Source organism: Streptomyces sp. NPDC001480 (assembly GCF_042894725.1).
Taxonomy (GTDB): Bacteria; Actinomycetota; Actinomycetes; order Streptomycetales; family Streptomycetaceae; genus Streptomyces.
This window is the reverse complement of sequence record NZ_JBIAVX010000005.1, coordinates 153,053-171,383: the sequence shown is the minus strand read 5'-3', so window position 1 is coordinate 171,383 and position 18,331 is coordinate 153,053. Positions and strand designations below refer to the sequence as shown.

Here is an 18,331-nt window from a genome sequence, read left to right as displayed (position 1 = left end):
TTCGAGGAGATGTGTGGGGAGTCGGAGGGGGTACAGAATCGTTTCTGTGACCTCGCAGTCCTTGCCGACCTCGCCGTCCCTGCCGTTCTTCGTCTACGGAACCCTCCGCCCCGGCGAGGGCAACCATGACCTGTTCCTTCGCGGCCGCACGCGCTCGGAGGAACCCGGCCGGCTCCCCGGCGCGGTGCTGTACGACGGTCCCGGCTATCCCTACGTCGTCGAGCAGCCGGGCGGCGAGGTCCGCGGGGACCTCGTCACCGTGCTGCCCGAGGAGTACGGGCGGCTCCTGCGCGAACTCGACCGGCTGGAGGAGTACGTGCCGGGCCACCCGCGCAACCTCTACGAACGGGTCGGCCGGAACGTCGTACGCGCCGACGGCTCAACCGTCCACGCCTGGGTCTACATCGCGGCGCCCCACGTCGCCGCCCGCCTCCGCGCCCGCGGCTGGCTCATCGCGAGCGGGGACTGGCTGGCCCGCGACATGCGTTAGGCGTGCCAGCAGCATCCCCGGCACCTCCGGCAGCCGCACCCGCAGCCCCGCCCCGTCCCAGGCGGCCGACGCGCCCGCACCGGCCGCGTGCAGCACCTCCACCCGCGCGCCGTAATCGGGCAAGTGCCCCAGGGGCAGCGTCAGTTCCTCAGCCCCGCCCCTGCGCCACACCGACACGTACGTCGCCCCCAGCGACCCTAGCGCCCCCGGCGCCCGCAGCCCCAGCGCCACCCACTCGTCGTCCCACCCCGGCAGCCCCAGCGGCCAGAAGGGAACCGTGCCCGGCAGATCAACCCGGATCACCTTGTAGACCGACACCGCCTCCCGCACGAGGCCAAGTTGACGCTCTGTCATGCGGTCCAGGTGGCCGGACAGATGAACCCGCCCCAGCAGCGCCGTCCCCACCGTGAAACCGATCTCCGTATCCGTGAACTCCGGCTGCGGGTACGCCCACACCGCCCCCTGCTCCGGCGGCACCGCCGTCGGCGCGGCGGCCGCGATCGGGGGGTAGCGGAGGGGGTCCTGCTGGTCGGAGGTGGACTGGAGCTGGGTGACGGACAGGGACGCGCCGTCCATGCGCATGCCGCCGGACGCGCAGTTCTCGATGACCAGGCCGGGGTGTCGGTCCAGGAGGGCGGACACCCAGTCGCGCCAGGCACGGGAGTGATCGAGCAGGCCCGGTGCCGTGGTGGTGATGTTGTAGTCGAGTTTGAGGTAGCCCACGCCCCACGCGCCGACGATCCGGTCCACGGTCGCGTCCAGGTGCGCGCGGGCGGCCGGGTGGGTCAGGTCCACCTGGTGGCGGCCCTGTTCGGCGACCCGGGTGCCGTCGTCGTGGCGCAGGAACGCCGCGTCCGGCAGCTCGGCGGCGACCGGACTGCGTACCCCGACCACCTCCGGTTCCAGCCACAGCCCGGGCACCATCCCGCGCGCCCGGATCCGCCCCAGCACCTCCTCGATCCCGCCGGGAAAGCGCCGCGGGGCGGCCTGCCACGCCCCTACGCTGTCCCACCAGCCGCCGTCCTCGTCGTCGTACCAGCCGGCGTCCACGCAGAAGTACTCGGCTCCCGCTTCGGCCGCCGCGTCGACCAGCGGCAGCAGCTTGTCGGTCGTGGGGTCGCCCATGAGCGTGTTCATGTAGTCGTTGAAGACCACCGGGAGCCGTTCGTGGTCCGGGTGCGGGCGGCGGATCCGGCGGCGGTACGTCGTCAGCGCGGCCAGTGCCCCGTCGAAGCCGTCGCCGAGGGCCAGGGCGGCGTACTCGGACGCGAAATCACCGCCGGGCGCGAGGACCTGGCGCCAGCCGTGGTCGTCGTACGACGGGCCGCCCAGGCCGACGTACGTCCGCCCGGCCGCCTCCCCGGCGTCCCAGGACCAGCCCGCCGCCGACTCGACCTGCCACAGCCAGGCCCGGCCGTTCCTACGGTCGGTGAGCGCGCCCATCGCCAGGTGGCCGTCGGTCGGCCAGCTGCCCCGGCCGGTCAGCCGCAGGGCCGCGCGGGCGTCGTGCTCGTGCACCGCCCGGCCGAAGTCGGGCACGGCGGCCCGCAGCGGTTCGGTGGACCAGCGGCACTCGGCGAGCCAGTCGTTGCGGGCCAGGTGCGCGTCGAGCACATCGGGGGAGGGCAGCCCGCCCAGCAGCAGGCTGCCGGCGGCGCGAACGGTGACGGGTGCGCGGCCGTCGTTGCGCAGCCGCACCCTGGAGCGCAGGACCGGGATGCCGTCGGGGGAGGAGTACTCAGCGAACACGGTCAACCCGCTGTCCAGGTCGTGGAGTTCGACCGTGAGACGGTGCCACCCGTCGTCGCCGTACGTCGCGTGGTGCGCCCGGTGACGCAGCCGCGCGCCGAGCGCCGTCCCCGTGAAACGAGGCCCGGACCAGCCGGTGCCCGTGCCCAGCAGGGTCACGTCGGCGAGGGGCAGGCCCTCGTACGAGGCGTCCGGGACCTCCGGATCGCCCGGACGCGCCACGCGCAGCAGCCGGGGCGGGCGGTCGCCGCCGAGGCCGACGTCGACGGTGAGCGCGGAGTGGCCCCAGCGGAGGGCATCGCCATGGATCATGGCGGCCCCCTACCCAACCGGCCGTCCGGCCTACGCCCCCACCGCCTCCACCCGCACCGCGCACGTCTTGAACTCGGGCATCCGCGAGGTCGGGTCGAGCGCGGGGTTCGTGAGGGTGTTGGCGCGGCCCTCGCCCGGCCAGTGGAAGGGCATGAACACGGTGTCGGGCCGGATGCCGGTGGTGATGCGGGCCGGCGCCACAGCGCGTCCGCGCCGCGAGACCACGGCCACCGGGTCGCCCTCGGCGGCCCCGAGCCGGGCCGCAAGCCTCGGGTGCAGCTCCACGAACGGGCCGGGGGCGGCGGCGTTCAGCTCGGGCACCCGGCGGGTCTGGGCGCCCGACTGGTACTGGGAGACGACCCGGCCGGTCGTCAGCAGCAGCGGGTACTCGTCGTCCGGTTCCTCGGCCGCCGCCCGGTGTGCCACGGCGACGAACCTCGCGCGGCCGTCCTCGGTGGCGAACCGGTCGAGGAAGAGGCGGGGGGTGCCGGGGTGCGCGACGGGCTCCACGGCCCTCTCCGCGGCGGTATCCACGGCCCCCTCCGCGGCGGGCTCCACGGCCTCCTTCGCCACCTCCGGGCACGGCCAGAACACCCCGTTCTCCTCCGCCAGCCGCCGGTAGGTGATCCCGGAGTAGTCCGCGGGCCCGCCCGCGCTCGCCCGGCGCAGCTCGCCGAAGACCTCCTCGGGGTCGGTCGGGAAGCCCTTCTCCACGCCCAGCCGGGCGGCGAGCCCGTGCAGCACCGCCAGGTCGCTGCGGACGCCGTCGGGCGGGGTGACCGCCTGCCGCCGCAGCAGCACCCGGCCCTCCAGGCTGGTGGTCGTGCCGGTCTCCTCGGCCCACTGGGCGACCGGGAGCACGACGTCCGCGAGCGCCGCCGTCTCGGACAGTACGACGTCCGCGACCGCGAGGAAGTCCAGTGACCGCAGCCGCTCCTCCACGTGCGCGGCGCGCGGCGCGGACACCACCGGGTTGGAGGCCATCAGCAGCAGGGCCTTGATGTCCGTGCCCAGCGCGTCCAGCAACTCGTACGCGCTGCGGCCCGGGCCCGGCAGGCTGTCGGGGTCCACGCCCCACACCTCGGCGACGTGCCGCCGCGCGGCCGGGTCGGTCAGCTTGCGGTAGCCGGGCAGCTGGTCGGCCTTCTGGCCGTGCTCGCGCCCGCCCTGCCCGTTGCCCTGCCCGGTGAGGCAGCCGTACCCGGACAGCGGGCGGCCCGCGCGTCCGGTCGCCAGGCACAGGTTGATCCAGGCGCCCACCGTGTCGGTGCCCTTGGACTGCTGCTCCGGCCCGCGCGCGGTCAGCACCATCGCGGTCTCCGGCTCGCAGAACAGCCGTACAGCTTTCCGGAGTTGGGGAACGGACACCCCCGTGATCCGCTCCACGTACTCCGGCCAGTGCGCCATCGCCGCGGCCCGCGCCTCCTCCCAGCCGGCCGTGCGCTCCCGGATGTACTCCTCGTCGGTGCGGCCCTCGGCGACCACCAGGTGCAGCAGGCCCAGCGCCAGCGCGAGATCGGTGCCGGGGCGGGGCGCGAGGTGCAGGTCGGCCTGCTCGGCGGTCCTCGTGCGGCGCGGGTCGACGACGATCAGCGTGCCGCCGTTCTCACGGAGTTCGCTGAAGAAGCGCAGCGAGGGCGGCATGGTCTCCGCGAGGTTGGAGCCGACCAGGATCACGCAGCCCGTCTTCGGGATGTCCTCCAGCGGGAACGGCAGCCCCCGGTCGAGACCGAACGCCTTCGTGCCCGCCGCGGCGGCCGACGACATGCAGAAGCGGCCGTTGTAGTCGATCTGCGAGGTGCCCAGCACCACCCGCGCGAACTTGCCGAGCGCGTACGCCTTCTCGTTCGTCAGCCCGCCCCCGCCGAACACCCCGCACGCGTCGGGACCGTACGCGGTACGCGCCGAGGCGAGACCCGCGGCGACCCGGTCCAGCGCCTCCTCCCAGGAGGCGGGCACCAGCTCACTCCCGGACCGCACCAACGGCGAGGTCAGCCGCACCCCGGGCGACAGCAGCGCCGCGGCCGTCCGCCCCTTGCCGCACAGCGCCCCCCGGTTCACCGGGAAGTCCGGACGCTCGGTCACCTCGACGCCCCCTCCCGGCGCGGGGGTCACGTTCATCCCGCACTGCAAGGCGCAGTACGGGCAGTGGGTGGGCGTCGAGGTGGTCTCCATACCGCCCAGCGTGCTTCGCACGTGTTACGTGCCGTGGCGGCTCCCTGTTACACGGCCGGGACGGCGACCTCCCCGCCACCGCTGGCCCACGGTGAGGCGGACACCGGGCGCGGGCGCGGGGCCCTCAGGCCCGGCCGGAGACGCCTCGGGCGGGGCCCGGCCGGCCCGGATCACCGGTCACCGGCCCGGATCGCCGGTCACCGGCCCGGACCGCCGGTCACCGGCCCGGATCGCCGGTCACCGGCCCGGACCGCCGGTCGCCGGGCCGGCTCGCGCCCGGCCGCCGGGCCCGCGACAGGGAGCTTCGGGCGGCTCTGTCCCGCCACCGGGCCCACCCGTATCCCGCCGTCACCGCCCCGCGGCCAGCGCCCGGACCACCCCCGTCTCCTTCGGGCCCAGGAAGCGGGGGTCCGGCTTGAAGACCGCGTCCAGGGCCGCCTTGCCGGCCGCGAAGATCTCGCGGGTGCCGCCGTAGTACCAGGTGACGTCGTGCTTGGCGTCGACGCCGACGCCGTAGGAGTCGATGCCCGCCGCCTCGCAGAGGGCGACCGCGCGGCGGATGTGGAAGCCCTGGCTGATCAGGACGGCCCGGTCGACACCGAAGATCCTCTTCGCGCGGACACAGGAGTCCCAGGTGTCGAAACCGGCGTAGTCGCTGACCACGCGGGAGCCGGGAACCCCCCGCTCGGTCAGGTACGCACGCATGGCGTCCGGCTCGTCGTAGTCGTCCCGGCTGTTGTCGCCGGTGACCAGCACCACCTTCACCCGGCCCGCCCTGTACAGCTTCACCGCCGCGTCCAGCCGGTGCGCGAGGTACGGAGACGGCTCCCCGCCCCACAGCCCCGCCCCGAACACGACGGCGACATCGGTGCGCGGCGCGTCCGCCGTACCGCGCAGCCGGTCGGCCGTCGACACGAACAGCCAGGTCACCGGAAGCAGCGCCAGCACGCACCCGGCCATCACGGCCTGCACCAGCCGCCGCCGTCCGGCACGGGTGTGCGGCAGGCGCGGTCCACGGATCTTCACGCGGGTCCCCCTTGTCGTCCCGACGAGGAGGACGCATCGAACAATGATCCGGTTCGATCCGGTTCGCCTCACACGGTCCGGGCCCACACCGTGAACCCACGGAAAATACCCGTGACGGGCGTGCAACGAGGGCGCAACCTCCTGCCGTCAGGATCGTTCCATGACGGACCTAGACAGCACGGCGGACATCCTGGCGGGCATCAGCAGCCGGCTCGCCGGCCAGCTCAGCCTCGTCTCCCTGGACGGCAGGCGCCGCCCCGGCCCGCCCGCCCTCGTCCTGGTCGGGCACGGCAGCCGCGACCCGCGCGCGCTGCGGACGGTCCTCACCCTCATGGAGCGGGTACGGGACCTGCGCCCCGGCCTGCCGGTGCGCCTCGGCCACATCGAGCTGAACGAGCCCCTGCTCCCGGACACCCTCGCCGCCCTCGGCGACGCCCCGGCCGTGCTCGTACCGCTGCTGCTCAGCCGCGGCTACCACGTCAAGCGGGACATCCCCGAGATGGCCGCCGCCGCCACCGCACGCACGCGCGTGGCCGCACCGCTCGGCCCCCACCCGCTCCTCGTGGAGACCCTGTACGACCGTCTGCTGGAGGCCGGCTGGCACACCGGCCCCGACGACGCCACCCGCCGTTCGAGCGGTGTCGTACTCGCCGCCGCCGGTTCCCGCGACCCCGACTCCGCCGCCGACACCCGCCGCACGGCCCGCCTCCTCGCCGACCGCCTGGGCGTGCCCGTCGTCCCCGCCTACGCCTCCGCCGCGACCCCGACCGTCCCCACCGCCGTACGCGCCCTCGCCGCGCGGGGCCGCCACCGAGTGGCGATCGCCTCCTGCTTCACCGCCCCCGGCCGCTTCGCCACCCAGTGCGCGGAGGCGGCCCCCTGGATCACCTCGGCCCCCCTGGGCGCCCACCCCGCGATGGCCCGCCTGATCCTCCACCGCTACGACCAAGCCCTGTCAACCCCGGCGACGCTGACGGAACCAACACTGGCGTCAGCGTGAGAACGAGGGTCGAGCTCACCCACCCAGGGGCGCGGGGAACTGCGCGAACAACCCCAACGCACCCGCACCCGCCATACAACAAGACTCGGCAGACGCACAGGCACCCGGAACCCCCCGATTGTCACCACCGCCCCGTACTGTCGAGTCATGGAAGGCACCGCAGGTAATCGCACCGCAAGCAAAGGCACCGCAGGTAATCGCACCGCACCCGCCTACGACCCGGCGTCAGCCGACCGCTGGGCCCCCGAGCCCGACAAACGCCCCGGCCGCACCGCCTTCCAGCGAGACCGCGCCCGCATCCTGCACAGCGCGGCGCTCCGCCGCCTGGCCGGCAAGACCCAGGTCGTCACCCCGGGCGCGCCCAACCACCCGGCCTGGGACGCCAGCCCCCGCACCCGTCTCACGCACTCCCTGGAGTGCGCCCAGGTCGGCCGCGAGCTCGGCGCGGCCCTCGGCTGCGACCCCGATCTGGTCGAGGCGGCCTGCCTCTCCCACGACCTGGGCCACCCTCCCTTCGGTCACAACGGCGAACAGGCGCTGAACGAGTTCGCCGACGACTGTGGCGGCTTCGAGGGCAACGCCCAGTCCCTCAGGCTCCTCACCCGCATCGAGCCCAAGCGCTTCACCCCCGAGGGCTCCGTCGGCCTCAACCTCACCCGCGCCGCCCTCGACGCGGCCACCAAGTACCCCTGGCCGCGCGGCGCCCACCCCACCGACCCGGCTTCGGGGAAGTTCGGGGTGTACGAGGACGACCGGCCGGTCTTCGACTGGGTCCGCAAGGACGCCCCCGGCACCCGCACCTGCTTCGAGGCCCAGGTCATGGACTGGGCGGACGACGTGGCGTACTCGGTGCACGACGTCGAGGACGGCCTGCACGCCGGTCACATCGACCCGGGCTGCCTGCGCGCCGAACCGGAACGGCAGGCGGTCTTCGCCGTCGCCGTCGGCCGGTACGTGCCCGCCGGTACCGACCCCGCCGAACTCGCCGAGGCCCTCGACCGCCTCCTGGCCCAGGAGTGGTGGCCGCACGGCTACGACGGCACGGCGGTCGCCCAGGCCCGGCTGAAGGACGCCACCAGCCAGCTCATCGGCCGCTTCTGCCTGGCGGCCGAGGCCGCCACGCGCCAGACGTACGGCGGCGGCCGCCTCACCCGGTACGGCGCCGAACTCGTGGTGCCGCGCTCCGCGCGCATGGAGTGCGCGGTCCTCAAGGCGGTCGCCGACCAGTACGTGATGCGCCGCGCCGAGCAGGAGCGGCTCCGCGCCGACCAGCGGATCGTCGTCGCCGAACTCGCCGAGGCGCTCACCGCCCGCGCCCCCGACGGCCTGGACCCGCAGTTCCGTTCGCTCTTCGACGCGGCGGACGGCGATCACGCCCGTAAGCGGGTGATCGTCGATCAGATCGCTTCCCTGACCGACGCGTCGGCCCGCTCGTTGCACGCGAGACTGACGGGGCGCCTGTGAGAAGAATGTGACCCTCCGTGGCCTGATCGGGTCACTCCCCCTTCCCGCATCACGCTCAGTGCGGGAGGCTCCCATGTGGCGGCATCTTTACGAGGAGGCATCAAGTGGTCGACGCGGACCAGACGTTCGTCATCGTCGGAGGAGGGCTGGCCGGCGCCAAGGCGGCCGAGACGCTCCGGGCGGAGGGCTTCACCGGCCGGGTGATACTGATCTGCGACGAACGCGACCACCCCTACGAACGCCCGCCGCTGTCCAAGGGCTACCTGCTGGGCAAGGAGGAACGCGACAGCGTCTTCGTGCACGAACTCGCCTGGTACGCGCAGAACGACATCGAGCTGCACCTCGGCCAGACCGTGGACGCGATCGACCGTACGGCGAAGACGGTCCGGTTCGGTGACGACGGCACCCTCGTGCGCTACGACAAGCTGCTTCTCGCCACCGGCGCGGAGCCCCGCCGCCTCGACATCCCCGGTACCGACCTCGCGGGCGTCCACCACCTGCGCCGCCTCGCCCACGCCGAGCGGCTCAAGGGCGTGCTGCACTCGCTCGGCCGGGACAACGGGCACATCGTGATCGCGGGCGCGGGCTGGATCGGGCTGGAGGTGGCGGCGGCGGCCCGGGAGTACGGCGCCGAGGTCACCGTCATCGAACACAACCCGACCCCGCTGCACGGCGTGCTCGGCCCCGAGCTCGGCACCCTCTTCGCCGAGCTGCACCGCGAGCGCGGGGTCCGCTTCCACTTCGGGGCGCGGCTCACCGAGATCGTCGGCCAGGACGGCATGGTGCTGGCCGCCCGTACCGACGACGGCGAGGAGCACCCCGCGCACGACGTCCTCGCGGCCATCGGCGCCGCGCCGCGCACCGGGCTGGCCGAGGCGGCGGGGCTGGAGACCGCCGACCGCGCGCACGGCGGCGGCATCGTGGTGGACGAGCGGCTGCGCACCTCCGACCCGGACATCTTCGCGGCCGGCGACGTCGCCGCCTTCCCGCACGCCCTCTTCGACACCCGGCTGCGGGTCGAGCACTGGGCCAACGCCCTGGGCGGCGGCCCGGCGGCGGCCCGCGCGATGCTCGGCCGGGACGTCACCTACGACCGCGTCCCCTACTTCTTCACCGACCAGTACGACCTGGGGATGGAGTACAGCGGCTGGGCGCCGCCGGGGTCGTACGACCAGGTGGTGATCCGGGGGGACGCGGGCAAGCGGGAGTTCATCGCGTTCTGGGTGAAGGAGGGCCGGGTGCTGGCCGGAATGAACGTGAATGTGTGGGATGTCACAGAGTCGATCCAGAAGCTGGTCCGCTCCACGGCCCCGGTGGACACGGAGGCGCTGGCCGACCCGCACGTCCCTCTCGACAGCCTCGCCTCCTGACCCCTCAGGGGACCGGAACTGTCACACACCCCACGTAGAATTCACGCGTGGCAGGACGGATCAACGACGAGGACGTGAAGGCGGTACGGGACGCGGTCCCGATCGACTCCGTCGTGTCCGAGTACCTCCAGCTGCGCAACGCGGGCGGGGGCAACCTCAAGGGCCTGTGCCCGTTCCACGACGAGAAGTCGCCGTCCTTCCAGGTCAGCCCCAGCAAGGGACTCTTCCACTGCTTCGGCTGCCAGGAGGGCGGCGACACCATCACGTTCGTGATGAAGGTCGACCACCTCTCCTTCTCGGAGGCGGTCGAGCGCCTCGCCGCGCAGGCCGGCATCACCCTGCGCTACGAGGAGGGGGGGTACAACCCGTCCCACCAGCGCGGCGAGCGGATCCGCCTGGTCGAGGCCCACAAGATCGCCGCGCAGTGGTACGCGGAGCAGCTCGCCACCAGCCCCGAGGCCGAGACGGGCCGCGTCTTCCTGGCCGAGCGCGGCTTCGACCAGGCCGCCGCCGTCCACTTCGGCGTGGGCTACAGCCCGCAGGGCTGGGACCACCTCACCCGCTATCTGCGCGGTAAGGGCTTCACCGACAAGGAGCTGCTCCTCTCCGGACTCTCCCAGGAGGGCCGCCGCGGCCCCATCGACCGCTTCCGGGGCCGCCTGATGTGGCCCATCCGGGACATCGGCGGCGAGGTGGTCGGCTTCGGCGCGCGCAAGCTGTACGAGGCGGACAACGGCCCCAAGTACCTCAACACGCCCGAGACGGCGATCTACAAGAAGAGCCAGGTCCTGTACGGCATCGACCTGGCGAAGAAGGAGATCGCCAAGACCTCCCGCGCGGTGGTGGTCGAGGGCTACACCGACGTCATGGCCTGCCACCTGGCCGGGGTGACCACCGCCATCGCGACCTGCGGCACGGCCTTCGGCGGCGACCACATCAAGATCCTGCGCCGGCTGCTGATGGACAACGGCAGCGCACGCGTGATCTTCACCTTCGACGGCGACGCGGCCGGGCAGAAGGCGGCCCTGCGCGCCTTCGAGGACGACCAGAAGTTCGCCGCCGAGACGTACATCGCGATCGCCCCCGACGGCATGGACCCCTGCGACCTGCGCCTGGCCAAGGGCGACGAGGCGGTGGCCGACCTGGCCGAACCGCGTACCCCGCTCTTCGAGTTCGCGCTGCGCCAGATCGTGAGCCGCTACGACCTGAACACCCCGGCGGGGCGGGCCGCCGCCCTCGACGAGGCGGCCCCGATCGTGGCCCGGATCAAGAACAGCGGCGCCCAGCACGAGGTCGCCGTCGAGCTGGCCGGGATGCTCGGCATCCTCGACACCCAGTTCGTGGTCAAGCGGGTCGCGCAGCTCGCCCGTTGGGCCCGCGACCGCGGCGGCAGGGGCCCGGCGCCGACGGCCCCCCAGCGCCCCCCGCAGGAGTACGCGGCCGTACGGGCCCCTTCCGGCCCCGCGCTGAACCTCCGCAACCCGGTGTACGCCACGGAACGCGAGCTGCTGAAACTCGCCCTCCAGCGGCCCGAGCTGGTCTCCCCGGCCTTCGACGCCTACGGGATCGACGAGTTCACCGCCCCGCCCTACGCGGCCGTACGCCAGGCGATCATGGACGCGGGCGGCGCCGAGTACGGCACGCGGGACCCCCAGGAGTACCTGGTCCGCGTCCGCGAGGCGGCCCCCGACGACGCGGTCCGCGCGATGGTGACCGAGCTGGCCGTGGAAGCGATCATGCGCCGCACGGTCGACGAGCCCTACGCCGGCGAACAACTCGTCTGGGTCCGCCGCCGCGCCGTCGACCGCCGCATCCAGGACGTCCAGAGCGCCCTCGCCCGCCTCGGCACCGGCGGCGACCCGGCCCACCTGGCGGCCGTGCAGAACGAGTTGTGGGTCCTCCAGCAGTACGGCCAGACACTGCGCGAACAGGGCGCCGCCGCGCTCTGAGCGCTTGCGCGTCCCTCCCGTCACCGCCCCGTCACGACCCGGATGCAAAAAGTCACCGCAAGCCCCTCGTGGCGGTGATGTGTCTTACCCCACACTGGGGTGCGGTGCCTGAGTCCTCGGAGCGCGGCTGATCCGTCCCCCACGGATCGCGCTCCCCGCGGTTCCACTCAGCAGCGATCACCCTGGAGGTCGCCCCCGTGCAGACCCAGACCCTCACACAGACCGACAGCACCGACAGCACCGCGACGGACGAGCCGGACGCCGAGAGCGAGGTCTTCGCGGTGGTTCCGCCGCAGAGCCGTGCCGCGCACCACCCGGAGACCGAACCGGAACCGGAGCCGGAGTCGGCGGACGCGGCCGAGCCGGCGGAACCGCCCGCCGAGGCGCTGGACGACGAGTCCGCCGAGGCGCCCGTCGAGGCCCCGGCGGCGGCCGCGCGCGCCGACACCAGCGCTCCCTCCTCGGACCTGTTCCGCCAGTACCTGCGCGAGATCGGGCGGATCCCGCTGCTCACCGCGGCCGAGGAGGTCGAGCTGGCCCGCCGGGTCGAGGCCGGGCTGTTCGCCGAGGAGAAGCTGGGCAGCACACCGGACCTGGACAGCCAGCTCGCCCTCGACCTGGACAAGCTGGTCGTGATGGGCCGCATGGCCAAGCGCCGGCTCATCGAGGCCAACCTGCGGCTCGTCGTGTCCGTCGCCAAGCGGTACATCGGCCGCGGCCTGACCATGCTGGACCTGGTCCAGGAGGGCAATCTCGGGCTCATCCGGGCCGTGGAGAAGTTCGACTACGCCCGCGGCTACAAGTTCTCCACGTACGCCACCTGGTGGATCCGCCAGGCCATGTCCCGCGCCCTCGCCGACCAGGCCCGCACCATCCGCGTCCCCGTGCACGTCGTCGAGCTCATCAACCGGGTCGTACGGGTGCAGCGGCGGATGCTCCAGGAACGCGGGTACGAGCCGACCCCCGAAGAGGTCGCCGCCCACCTCGACCTGCCGCCCGAGCGGGTCGGCGAGGTGCTCCGCCTCGCCCAGGAGCCGGTGTCGCTGCACGCGCCCGTCGGGGAGGAGGACGATGTCGCGCTCGGTGACCTGATCGAGGACGGCGACGCGGCCTCACCCGTGGAGTCGGCGGCGTTCCTGCTGCTCAGGCAGCACCTGGAGGCCGTACTGTCCACCCTCGGCGAGCGCGAGCGGAAGGTCGTGCAGCTGCGCTACGGCCTCGCCGACGGCCGTCCCCGCACCCTCGAGGAGATAGGGCGCATCTTCGGCGTGACGCGGGAACGCATCCGGCAGATCGAGTCCAAGACCCTGAACAAGCTGCGGGACCACGCCTTCGCCGACCAGCTGCGCGGCTACCTGGACTGAACGGGGCCGCCCGCGAAGGCGGCCCCGGTGCGCTCAGTCGACCTCGGCCACCGCCTGCGCGAACTGTGCCTTGTACAGCCGCGCGTAGGCGCCGTCCGCGGCGAGCAGCTCCGTGTGGGCGCCCTGTTCGACGATCGAGCCGTTCTCCATGACGAGGATCGTGTCCGCGTCCCGGATCGTCGACAGCCGGTGCGCGATCACGAAGGACGTCCTGCCGTGCGCCAGCTTGGCCATGGCCTTCTGGATCAGCACCTCGGTGCGGGTGTCGACGGAGCTCGTCGCCTCGTCGAGCACCAGGATCACCGGGTCCGACAGGAACGCCCGCGCGATGGTGATGAGCTGCTTCTCACCGGCGCTGACCCCCGTGCCCTCGTCGTCGATCACGGTGTCGTAGCCGTCGGGGAGGGTGCGCACGAACCGGTCCGCGTGGGCCGCCCGCGCCGCCTCCTCGATCTCGCCCCGGGTCACCTCGCGCGAGGCGCCGTACGCGATGTTCTCCGCGATCGTGCCGCCGAACAGCCAGGTGTCCTGGAGCACCATGCCGATCCCGGCGCGCAGTTCGTCGCGGGACATCTTCCGGATGTCCACGCCGTCCAGGGTGATGCGCCCGCCGGTGACGTCGTAGAACCGCATGAGCAGATTGACCAGGGTGGTCTTGCCCGCTCCGGTCGGGCCGACGATCGCGACCGTCTGCCCGGGCTCCACCTTCAGCGACAGGTCCTCGATCAGCGGCTTCTCGGGGTCGTACCGGAACGACACGTGCTCCAGCGCCACGCGCCCGCGCAGCTCCGCGGGCTTCTCGGCCGCCACCGGATCCGGCTCCTGCTCCTCCGCGTCCAGGAGTTCGAAGATCCGCTCGGCCGAGGCGACGCCCGACTGCACCAGGTTGGCCATCGAGGCGACCTGGGTCAGCGGCATCGAGAACTGCCGGGAGTACTGGATGAAGGCCTGCACGTCACCGATGGACAGCGCGCCGGACGCCACCCGCAGGCCGCCGACCACGGCGACGAGCACGTAGTTCAGGTTCGACACGAACATCATCAGCGGCTGCATGACCCCGCTGTTGAACTGCGCCTTGAACGAAGCTTCGTACAGCGCGTCGTTCTGCTCGGCGAACTGCTTCGCCGACTCGTCCTGCCGGCCGAACACCTTCACCAGGGTGTGCCCGGTGTACATCTCCTCGATGTGCGCGTTCAGCTTGCCGGTCGAGCGCCACTGCTGCACGAAGTGCGGCTGCGACCGCTTGCCGACCCGGGTGGCGACCACGAACGACAGCGGCACGGTGACCAGGGCGACCAGGGCGAGCAGCCAGGACACCCAGAACATCATCACGAGCACACCGATGATGGTCAGCAGCGAGTTGATCAGCTGGCCCATCGACTGCTGGAGCGTCTGGCCGATGTTGTCGATGTCGTTGGTGGCGCGGGAGAGCACCTCGCCGCGCTGGCGCTTGTCGAAGTACGACAGCGGCAGCCGGGACAGCTTCGTCTGCACGTCCTCGCGCATCCGGTACATCGTGCGGTTGACGGCCCGGTTGACCAGCCGCGTCGCCACCGCCATCAGCAGACCGGCCACGAGGAACGTACCGAGGGCGAGCAGCAGGACGTTGCCGACGGCGTCGAAGTCGATGCCCTTGCCCGGGGTGAAGTCGGTGCTCTTCAGCATGTCCGCGACGGAGCCCTGGCCCCGTGCGCGCATGGAGTCGAGCACCTGCTCCTTGGTGGCCCCGGCCGGCATCTGCCGCCCGATGATGCCCGCGAAGACCAGGTCGGTGGCCTTGCCGAGGATCTTCGGGCCGATCACGCTGAGGCCGACGCTGACGACCACGCACAGCAGCAGCGCGTAGATGGTGAGCCGTTCCGGCTTGAACCGGGCGACGAGCCGTTTGCCCGAGCCCTTGAAGTCCATCGAGCGCTGGTCGGGGCCGCCCCCGGCCATCATGCGTCCCATGGGCCCTGCCATCAGGCGGCCTCCGCTTCCGTCAGCTGGGAGAGCACGATCTCCCGGTAGGTCTCGTTGTCCGCCATGAGCTCGTGGTGCCGGCCCGTGCCGACCACCCGGCCCTCGTCCAGGACCACGATCCGGTCGGCGTCCCGGATGGTCGCCACACGCTGGGCGACGATCACGACGGTCGCCTCGGCGGTCTCGCGGGCCAGCGCCCCCCGCAGCGCGGCGTCGGTGGCGTAGTCGAGCGCGGAGAAGGAGTCGTCGAAGAGGTAGATCTCCGGGCGCTGCACGAGGGTGCGGGCGATGGCGAGCCGCTGGCGCTGGCCGCCGGAGACGTTCGTACCGCCCTGTGCGATGGGCGCGTTCAGCCCGCCCTCCAGCTTCGAGACGAACTCCTTGGCCTGCGCGACCTCCAGCGCGTGCCACAGTTCCTCGTCGGTGGCGTCCGGGTTGCCGTACCGCAGGTTGGTGGCCACCGTGCCCGCGAACAGGTACGGCTTCTGCGGGACCAGGCCCACCGTCTTCGCCAGCAGCCTCGGCTCGACCTCCTGGACGTCGACGCCGTCGACGAGCACCGCGCCTTCGGTCGCGTCGAACAGCCGCGGGACCAGCCCGAGCAGCGTCGACTTCCCGCTGCCGGTGGAGCCGATCACGGCGGTGATCTCACCCGGCCGGGCCACCAGCTCGACCGCCTTGAGCACCGGCTCCTCGGCACCCGGATAGCGGAAGCCCGCCCCCCGGATCTCCAGGTGGCCGTGCCGGCGCAGTTCCGTGACGGGGGCCGTCGGCGGCACCACGCTGGAGTCGGTGTCGAGGATCTCCTGGATGCGCTCGGCGCACACCTCCGCGCGGGGCACCATCATGAACATGAAGGTGGCCATCATCACGGACATGACGATCTGCATCAGGTAGGCGAGGAACGCGGTCAGGTCGCCGATCGCCATCCCGCCGCTGTTGATGCGGTGTGCGCCGAACCACACGACCGCGATCGACGACAGGTTGACCACTGTCATCACGATCGGGAACATCAGTGCGAGCATGCGTCCGGTGGCCAGCTGCATCTCGGTGAGATCGCCGTTCGCCTTCCGGAAGCGGCCCTCCTCGTACTCGTCCCGGACGAAGGCGCGGATGACCCGGTTGCCGGAGATCTGCTCGCGCAGCACCCGGTTCACCGTGTCCAGGCGCACCTGCATCGACCGGAACAGCGGGCGCAGCCGCCGCACGATCAGGGTGACGCTGATGCCCAGCACCGGCACGACCGCCACCAGCACCCCGGACAGCGGCACGTCCAGCCCGAGCGCCAGCACGATACCGCCGACACACATGATGGGCGCCGACACCATCAGGGTGAACGTCATCAGGGCCAGCATCTGGACCTGCTGTACGTCATTGGTCGTACGGGTGATGAGGGAGGGCGCGCCGAAGTGACCCACCTCACGCGACGAGAACGACTGCACACGATCGAAGACGGCGGCCCGTACGTCCCGGCCGAGCGCCGCGGCGGTCCGGGCGCCGTAGTACACGGCCCCCATGTTGCATACGACCTGCGCCAGCGAGATGCCGATCATCAGGGCGCCGAAGGAGAGGATGTAACCGGTGTCACCCTTCACGACACCCTTGTCGATGATGTCGGCGTTCAGGGTGGGCAGGTAGAGGGTGGCGCAGGTCTGCAGGAACTGGAGCAGCACCAGCACGGCTATGGGTTTCTTGTAAGGCCTGAGACAGGCCCGAAGAAGTCGTATGAGCACGCTACGTCTCTCGGGGTCGGCGAAAGGGGCGTTCGGTTGCCCTTGGCCCCTATCGTCGAACACTCCACCCGCGTTACCTCAACCGATTAAGCCAACAGCAGGCCTCCAGCAACCTTGAGGATTCAGGGCGTTGTCACCCTTATGGGCGAAATGCGCCGGGGTGGGTCTGCTCCCGCACCGACACGAACTGCTGCCGTACGGCCTGCCCCACCGCCAGTTCCTCACCCGGGTCCAGCACTTGCGCCGCCGCCCCCTGCCAGGCCGGCGGGGTGCGCGGGTCGAGGGTGCCCTGCGACACGCCGAGCGCCCACGCGGCCTGCCGGGCGGCACCGATCGCCGCGTAGTCGGCGGGCTGCGGTACGACGACCTGCGCGCCGAACAGCGAGGGCGCGGCGGCCTGCACGGCGGGCAGCTCGGCGGCGCCGCCGAGCAGGAAGATCCGCCGTACGTCCACGCCCCGGCCGCGCAGTACGTCGAGCGCGTCCGCGAGCCCGCACAGCATGCCCTCGAACGCGGCCCGTGCCAGATGCTCGGGCTTCATCGACTCGCGCCGCAGCCCGGCCAGCGTGCCGGCGGTGTGCGGGAGGCTGGGCGTCCGTTCGCCCTCCAGATAGGGCAGGAGCACCAGGCCGTGGGACCCCGGCGTGGACTTCATCGCCAGATCGGACAGGCTCTCCAGGTCCGGCAGGCCGAGCAGTTCGGCGGTGCCGCGCAGGGTCCGTACCGCGTTCAGGGTGGTCACGACCGGCAGGTGCATGCCGGTGGCGTCGGCGAGCGAGGTGATCATCCCGCTCTGGTCGACGAGCGCCTCCGGGTGGACGGCCATCACCGACCCCGAAGCCCCCAGGGACACCACGGCGTCCCCGAGCCCCAGCCCCAGACCGAAGGCGGCGGCCATCGTCTCGCCGGTCCCGGCGGAGATCAGCAGCCCCTCCGGTGTCGTACCGGCCGCGTCGGACGGGCCGATCACCTCCGGCAGCATCGCCTGGTGACCGAGCGCCAGCTCGACCAGATCGGGCCGGTAGCCGCCGGTGGCCGCGGACCAGTACCCGGTGCCGGAGGCCCCACCGCGATCGGTGGTCCGGCGCACCGGCCGCCCGAGCAGCTGCCACACCAGCCAGTCGTGGGCCTGGAGCAGCATGGCCGTCCGCCGCGCGTTCTCCGGCTCGCTCTTGGCGAGCCAGCGCAGCTTGGTCACGGGCTGCGCGGCCTGCGGAACGCACCCCACCGCCTGCGCCCACGCCTCGCGCCCGCCCAGCGCGTCGATCAGGTCCGCCGCCGCGACCTGCGCCCGCTTGTCGCCGCCGACCATCGCCGGGCGCACGGTGGAGCCCTGCGCGTCCAGGGGGATCAGCGCGTTCTGCTGGGCCGACACGCCGATGGCCTGCACCCCCTCCAGCAGCCCGCCGCCCGCCGCCTCCCCCAGGGACAGCAGCCAGGCCTGCGGGTCCACGTCGCTGGCCCGCGGCCCGCCCTCCGGCATGTCGACCGGATGCGGCGCGTATCCCTGGCGCAGCACGGCGCCCGTGTCCGTGTCGCAGACCACGATGCGAGTGAAATCGGGCGAGCTGTCCAACCCGGCGACTATCCCCATGCCTCAAATTCTGCCGTAGCGCTGCGCTTGCTTTGGCCGTGGGCGCCGTAGGGGTGACTGTGCTTGTACCGGTGCGGGTGCATTGTGGCTGGTCGCGCAGTTCCTCGCGCCCCTGGGTGGGCAGGGGTGGGCGGCGCAGAGAG

General features: G+C 72.5%; 11 protein-coding genes and 1 pseudogene. 6 read left to right on the top strand and 6 right to left on the bottom strand.

Features of this window, described 5'->3' with window-relative positions:
* The first annotated feature begins 46 nt into the window (after positions 1 to 46).
* A complete protein-coding gene (locus ACFY01_RS13705) occupies positions 47 to 490 on the top strand; it encodes a gamma-glutamylcyclotransferase family protein (RefSeq protein WP_390735903.1) in 444 nt (147 codons plus the stop codon).
* Here the strand turns inward: ACFY01_RS13705 and ACFY01_RS13700 are convergent.
* The 3 genes from ACFY01_RS13700 to ACFY01_RS13690 form a co-directional block, all read right to left on the bottom strand.
* Entirely contained in the window at positions 380 to 2,551 is a 2,172-nt protein-coding gene (locus tag ACFY01_RS13700; RefSeq protein ID WP_390735902.1) for an alpha-galactosidase, read from the bottom strand. The two genes, ACFY01_RS13705 and ACFY01_RS13700, sit on opposite strands and share 111 nt — an antisense overlap.
* A 30-nt stretch (positions 2,552 to 2,581) precedes the next feature.
* Positions 2,582 to 4,726: a molybdopterin oxidoreductase family protein gene (locus tag ACFY01_RS13695; protein ID WP_390735901.1), complete on the bottom strand. Its 2,145-nt coding sequence runs from the start codon at positions 4,724 to 4,726 to the stop codon at positions 2,582 to 2,584.
* Positions 4,727 to 5,074: 348 nt separating this feature from the next.
* On the bottom strand, positions 5,075 to 5,752 hold the full coding sequence (locus ACFY01_RS13690) for a vancomycin high temperature exclusion protein (RefSeq protein ID WP_390735900.1): 678 nt from the start codon (positions 5,750 to 5,752) through the stop codon (positions 5,075 to 5,077).
* Positions 5,753 to 5,912: 160 nt separating this feature from the next.
* Here ACFY01_RS13690 and ACFY01_RS13685 point away from each other — a divergent pair, with 160 nt between their 5' ends.
* The 5 genes and pseudogenes from ACFY01_RS13685 (at position 5,913) to ACFY01_RS13665 (ending at position 12,899) form a co-directional block, all read left to right on the top strand.
* Positions 5,913 to 6,752 (top strand): sirohydrochlorin chelatase, encoded by an 840-nt coding sequence (locus ACFY01_RS13685; RefSeq protein WP_390735899.1) that lies wholly within the window; start codon positions 5,913 to 5,915, stop codon positions 6,750 to 6,752.
* 147 nt (positions 6,753 to 6,899) lie between these two features.
* Positions 6,900 to 8,216 carry a deoxyguanosinetriphosphate triphosphohydrolase gene (locus ACFY01_RS13680; RefSeq protein ID WP_390735898.1) on the top strand — a complete coding sequence of 439 codons (1,317 nt, stop codon included), beginning with the start codon at positions 6,900 to 6,902 and terminating at the stop codon, positions 8,214 to 8,216.
* Between the two features lie 104 nt (positions 8,217 to 8,320).
* Entirely contained in the window at positions 8,321 to 9,586 is a 1,266-nt protein-coding gene (locus ACFY01_RS13675; RefSeq protein ID WP_390735897.1) for an NAD(P)/FAD-dependent oxidoreductase, read from the top strand.
* A gap of 47 nt (positions 9,587 to 9,633) precedes the next feature.
* A complete protein-coding gene (gene dnaG / locus ACFY01_RS13670; protein ID WP_390735896.1) occupies positions 9,634 to 11,535 on the top strand; it encodes a DNA primase in 1,902 nt (633 codons plus the stop codon).
* A 104-nt stretch (positions 11,536 to 11,639) separates the two neighbouring features.
* A pseudogene (locus ACFY01_RS13665) lies at positions 11,640 to 12,899 on the top strand (RNA polymerase sigma factor).
* Positions 12,900 to 12,932: 33 nt separating this feature from the next.
* Here ACFY01_RS13665 and ACFY01_RS13660 read toward each other — a convergent pair.
* The 3 genes from ACFY01_RS13660 to ACFY01_RS13650 form a co-directional block, all read right to left on the bottom strand.
* Positions 12,933 to 14,861: an ABC transporter ATP-binding protein gene (locus ACFY01_RS13660; protein ID WP_390735895.1), complete on the bottom strand. Its 1,929-nt coding sequence runs from the start codon at positions 14,859 to 14,861 to the stop codon at positions 12,933 to 12,935.
* Positions 14,861 to 16,594 (bottom strand): ABC transporter ATP-binding protein, encoded by a 1,734-nt coding sequence (locus ACFY01_RS13655; protein WP_390735894.1) that lies wholly within the window; start codon positions 16,592 to 16,594, stop codon positions 14,861 to 14,863. The genes ACFY01_RS13660 and ACFY01_RS13655 overlap by 1 nt, the downstream gene beginning before the upstream one ends.
* Positions 16,595 to 16,733: 139 nt before the next feature.
* A complete protein-coding gene (locus tag ACFY01_RS13650; RefSeq protein WP_390735893.1) occupies positions 16,734 to 18,188 on the bottom strand; it encodes an FGGY-family carbohydrate kinase in 1,455 nt (484 codons plus the stop codon).
* Positions 18,189 to 18,331 lie beyond the last annotated feature (143 nt).